Below are 5,000 nucleotides of genomic sequence, written 5' to 3'. Positions count from 1 at the left end.
GAGAATGCCGGTATGAGTAGCGAAAGACGGGTGAGAATCCCGTCCACCGAATGCCTAAGGTTTCCTGAGGAAGGCTCGTCCGCTCAGGGTTAGTCAGGACCTAAGCCGAGGCCGACAGGCGTAGGCGATGGACAACAGGTTGATATTCCTGTACCACCTCTTTATCGTTTGAGCAATGGAGGGACGCAGAAGGATAGAAGAAGCGTGCGATTGGTTGTGCACGTCCAAGCAGTTAGGCTGATAAGTAGGCAAATCCGCTTATCGTGAAGGCTGAGCTGTGATGGGGAAGCTCCTTATGGAGCGAAGTCTTTGATTCCCCGCTGCCAAGAAAAGCTTCTAGCGAGATAAAAGGTGCCTGTACCGCAAACCGACACAGGTAGGCGAGGAGAGAATCCTAAGGTGTGCGAGAGAACTCTGGTTAAGGAACTCGGCAAAATGACCCCGTAACTTCGGGAGAAGGGGTGCTTTCTTAACGGAAAGCCGCAGTGAATAGGCCCAAGCGACTGTTTAGCAAAAACACAGGTCTCTGCGAAGCCGTAAGGCGAAGTATAGGGGCTGACACCTGCCCGGTGCTGGAAGGTTAAGGAGAGGGGTTAGCGTAAGCGAAGCTCTGAACTGAAGCCCCAGTAAACGGCGGCCGTAACTATAACGGTCCTAAGGTAGCGAAATTCCTTGTCGGGTAAGTTCCGACCCGCACGAAAGGTGTAACGATTTGGGCACTGTCTCAACCAGAGACTCGGTGAAATTATAGTACCTGTGAAGATGCAGGTTACCCGCGACAGGACGGAAAGACCCCGTGGAGCTTTACTGTAGCCTGATATTGAATTTTGGTACAGTTTGTACAGGATAGGCGGGAGCCATTGAAACCGGAGCGCTAGCTTCGGTGGAGGCGCTGGTGGGATACCGCCCTGACTGTATTGAAATTCTAACCTACGGGTCTTATCGACCCGGGAGACAGTGTCAGGTGGGCAGTTTGACTGGGGCGGTCGCCTCCTAAAGTGTAACGGAGGCGCCCAAAGGTTCCCTCAGAATGGTTGGAAATCATTCGTAGAGTGCAAAGGCATAAGGGAGCTTGACTGCGAGACCTACAAGTCGAGCAGGGACGAAAGTCGGGCTTAGTGATCCGGTGGTTCCGCATGGAAGGGCCATCGCTCAACGGATAAAAGCTACCCCGGGGATAACAGGCTTATCTCCCCCAAGAGTCCACATCGACGGGGAGGTTTGGCACCTCGATGTCGGCTCATCGCATCCTGGGGCTGTAGTCGGTCCCAAGGGTTGGGCTGTTCGCCCATTAAAGCGGTACGCGAGCTGGGTTCAGAACGTCGTGAGACAGTTCGGTCCCTATCCGTCGTGGGCGTAGGAAATTTGAGAGGAGCTGTCCTTAGTACGAGAGGACCGGGATGGACGCACCGCTGGTGTACCAGTTGTTCTGCCAAGGGCATAGCTGGGTAGCTATGTGCGGAAGGGATAAGTGCTGAAAGCATCTAAGCATGAAGCCCCCCTCAAGATGAGATTTCCCATAGCGTAAGCTAGTAAGATCCCTGAAAGATGATCAGGTTGATAGGTTCGAGGTGGAAGCATGGTGACATGTGGAGCTGACGAATACTAATAGATCGAGGACTTAACCATATAATATGTAGCAAATGTTATCTAGTTTTGAAGGAATATGCCTTCATAGTTTGGTGATGATGGCAGAGAGGTCACACCCGTTCCCATACCGAACACGGAAGTTAAGCTCTCTAGCGCCGATGGTAGTTGGGACCTTGTCCCTGTGAGAGTAGGACGTCGCCAAGCAACTTTAAGACGAGTCAGAATGACTCGTCTTTTTTGTGTTTAATAAAATAAGCTTGTAATTAATGTTGGCTCTATGAGCACTTTTATCTAGCAAGAAACAGCTTTATTTAATTATGATTTCACATCTAAATAGCATACCTTCAGAAAAATATGGACAAGTTTGTTAGACTCTTTAACTTTGAGTTTTAAAGTCTATTTATTAACAAGAATATATGCAAGGTATTGCCCTCTGTAGCCTGCGCACACCTTCTTTTATTTCTTCAGTTGTTAAATGTCCATACCCCATAATAATTCGATTATGATGTTTTCCTTTTTCAATAGCGTGGTCTTCCACAGGATATACTTTAACCCCAAGTTGTTGGATTTTCTCAAGTAATTCTTTGGTGAATTGAAATTGATTGAATTTGACAATCAGGTGTAATCCTGTAGAATGACCGAAAATATTGATCTTATTTGAGAATACTAATTTTAATTGCTGGATAAGGATGTCTCTTCAATTTTTATAGATTTTTTTCATCTTCATAATATGCCGTTCCAAATAATCTTCGACAATAAATTTAGTAAGGACAAGTTGATTTAAAGAAGATGTATGTAGATCTGAAAACCATTTTATCCTGCGACATTTTTCAATAAGGTGTGAGGGAAGAACTAAGTATCCCATCCTAAGGGCCAGTGATAAAATTTTACTAAATGAACCTATATATAACACGCTCGGGATCCAATCCCTGTAATGAACTTACAGGTGAGCCTTCATATCGAAACTCATTGTCATAATCATCTTCAATGAGATAACAATTTGTTTTTCTTGAGTAGTTAATCAATTGAACCCGTCGTTGAATCGGTAACGCTCCTCCTAAAGGAAACTGATGAGAAGGAGTAGTGAAGATGAATTTTGGGTTTTTATTTGCAGGCAGCAAAGATGTATCCATCCCATTATCATCAACTGGTATAGGATAAAGGAAGGCTCCTGAATTTTTAAGATTGTTTGAATGTCATTGGTGATGGGATCTTCTATTAGTACTTCGTCGCCTGTTGACAAAAGTAACTTAGAAACAAGTGTTAAAGCTTGCGTTGCACCGGAGAAACGAGACATGAGGGGATTGTGATAGCAAAAGAACTAATTACAAAAGGTTATCATACTTCACTAGAATACATAGGGGAAAATACTCTAGATATAGAGGAATGTTATAAAGCAAAAGATGAGTTTTGGAATCTTATTGGGGATATGGGTGCTCTATCTATGAAACAAACAGTATCACTCGATTTATCGCATATTGGGTTATCTATAGATCCAGAAATATCTTATATTCATTTAATGGAGTTGGCAGAGAAGGCGAAAGTACATGGAACTACCCTTATGATAAGTGTGGAAGAATCATCTAAAGCAGCAGACATTCTTTCCATCTATAAAAAAACGACTGAGCAATATCCTAATGTAGGGATAACGATTCAGGCGCATTTATATCGCCCAAACAAGGATATTCAAGAACTCCTACATTATCCCGGGGAAATCCGAGTTGTAAAAGGTGCCTATCAAGAAGTTTCGGATATTGCTATACCTAGATCAACTGACTTAAATCAACAGTATCTTCAGATCGTAGAACAACTAGTTGAAAATAACCATCCTGTATCTATAGCTACACATGATGAAATTCTTATTAAAGAAATGGAGCAACGTCAATACTTTAGTCAATCTAGTGTAGAAATAGAAATGCTATATGGAATTCGTCCGGATATGTTAAGTGATTTGAAAAACAAAGGACATAATGCTAGGGTGTATTTGACTTATGGGAAAGAGTGGTACTTGTATTTATGCCATCGGATAGTTGAATATCCGGAAAACTTATATCATGCAGTGATAGATATGATACATTCATCTTCAGTACAGTAGGGTAGGGAAGATTAAATAGATATTTAATCTTAAATGTAAAAATTATTTTGGCTATGGTTAGTATGAGGGAGTTCAGTTATAGCGAGTAAGTTAAATTTTTTTGTTGTGGCCCAAAAATAAGAGTCGGATTTTCCTTAGAGTAGAGATTCCGTCTCTTTTTTAATTGAAATTTTTTTAGTTTATATTTGTATTAAATGCGGACAGGACCCCTATAGGTGTTGAAAAGATTATGAGTTATAATTGTACAGCTGTAGTATACCTTGTTGTAGGATTTGTTTTTGTGGGTGTTTTATATGTGTTGGTTTCTTATTGGTATGTATTCTTAGGTTTATAGCTAGAAATAAATGAATTTGTAATTCTATATGTATTTCAAAACGGAGGATATATAATAGAAACATTAAAATTACATACTTTGTTAGTAACTCGATTTGCTCTTCTAGCGGTAAAACGTAAATATAGGTATTGGATAAACATCCTTAAATGTGATAAAAAGTAATAAAATATAAGTAGAACAAACGTTCCTTCTGGGTGTGTTAGGTACACTTGATCAATTCAGGTACGTATTTTCAATCCAGTATATGTGTTTAAAAAAGAAATGCTATTAATGGGTTCGGGCCTCGAATATAGTTTATTTGTATATCTTAAATGTTTGTTAAGGGGATATAAAATTTATTACGACTAGGCCATATGGAAATGGATGCTGCTAAAGATGAAAGAGATATAAGTCTGCTATTTCAGTGATACAGGGATAGTTAGTAAATGTATTAGTGTGTTTCTATATATTTACGAGTAAACAGGTAAGTAACCATTACTTCATATAAGGGGAACGCTATAACTAGAGTAGTACATAAGAATTTCTGTATCGTTGCCTGTTATAAGAATACGTATATCTTCAATCGTTTCTAATAGAGTGCCTGATAAACAAAGAGGTGTTAGGGAGCGTAATAACTTTTTAATTACATATTAGTAGTTATTAAAATAAGGTTGTTAGTTTCGCTAGAGGAAAACTTCCATACCAATTAAGTCTAGGGTATAAGTAAACTTGAATATATTTTAGAAGAAGAAATTAAAGCGAAGAGGCTCCTCTCTAGATTAGAGAGTGTAAAAATATTAACTTGAATAACTTTATAAAAAGGTATTGACGATTAGCATATAGAGGTGTAGTATAGAACAAGTCGCCGATGCAATAACGCAGAACGCGGCAAACGAAATAAAAAACTTGGTTGACATTAACTAACGAAGATGTTAACATAAGGGAGTCGCAAATGAGCGACCAAGTAGTTCTTTGAAAACTGAACGAAACAAACAACGTGAA

At 40.1% G+C, this 5,000-nt stretch carries 2 rRNA genes and 2 pseudogenes (1 of these 4 cut by a window edge); 3 read left to right on the top strand and 1 reads right to left on the bottom strand.

What is annotated here, in order from left to right:
* Positions 1 to 1,629: ribosomal RNA gene (locus tag QCI44_RS26730) — 23S ribosomal RNA — on the top strand; it begins 1,293 nt to the left of the window's first position.
* Between the two features lie 49 nt (positions 1,630 to 1,678).
* Positions 1,679 to 1,794 (top strand): 5S ribosomal RNA (rrf, locus tag QCI44_RS26725).
* Between the two features lie 199 nt (positions 1,795 to 1,993).
* Here rrf and QCI44_RS26720 read toward each other — a convergent pair.
* A pseudogene (locus QCI44_RS26720) lies at positions 1,994 to 2,875 on the bottom strand (aminotransferase-like domain-containing protein); the annotation flags it as partial.
* Between QCI44_RS26720 and QCI44_RS26715 the strand changes: the two are divergent.
* Positions 2,870 to 3,685 (top strand): annotated as a pseudogene (locus QCI44_RS26715) (proline dehydrogenase family protein); the annotation flags it as partial. The pseudogenes QCI44_RS26720 and QCI44_RS26715 overlap by 6 nt on opposite strands.
* Between the last annotated feature and the right edge of the window lie 1,315 nt (positions 3,686 to 5,000).

This window comes from Bacillus cereus group sp. RP37 (assembly GCF_040459695.1).
Classification (GTDB): domain Bacteria; phylum Bacillota; class Bacilli; order Bacillales; family Bacillaceae_G; genus Bacillus_A.
The sequence above is the reverse complement of the archived record's forward strand: the minus strand, read 5'-3'. Positions and strand labels throughout refer to the sequence as shown.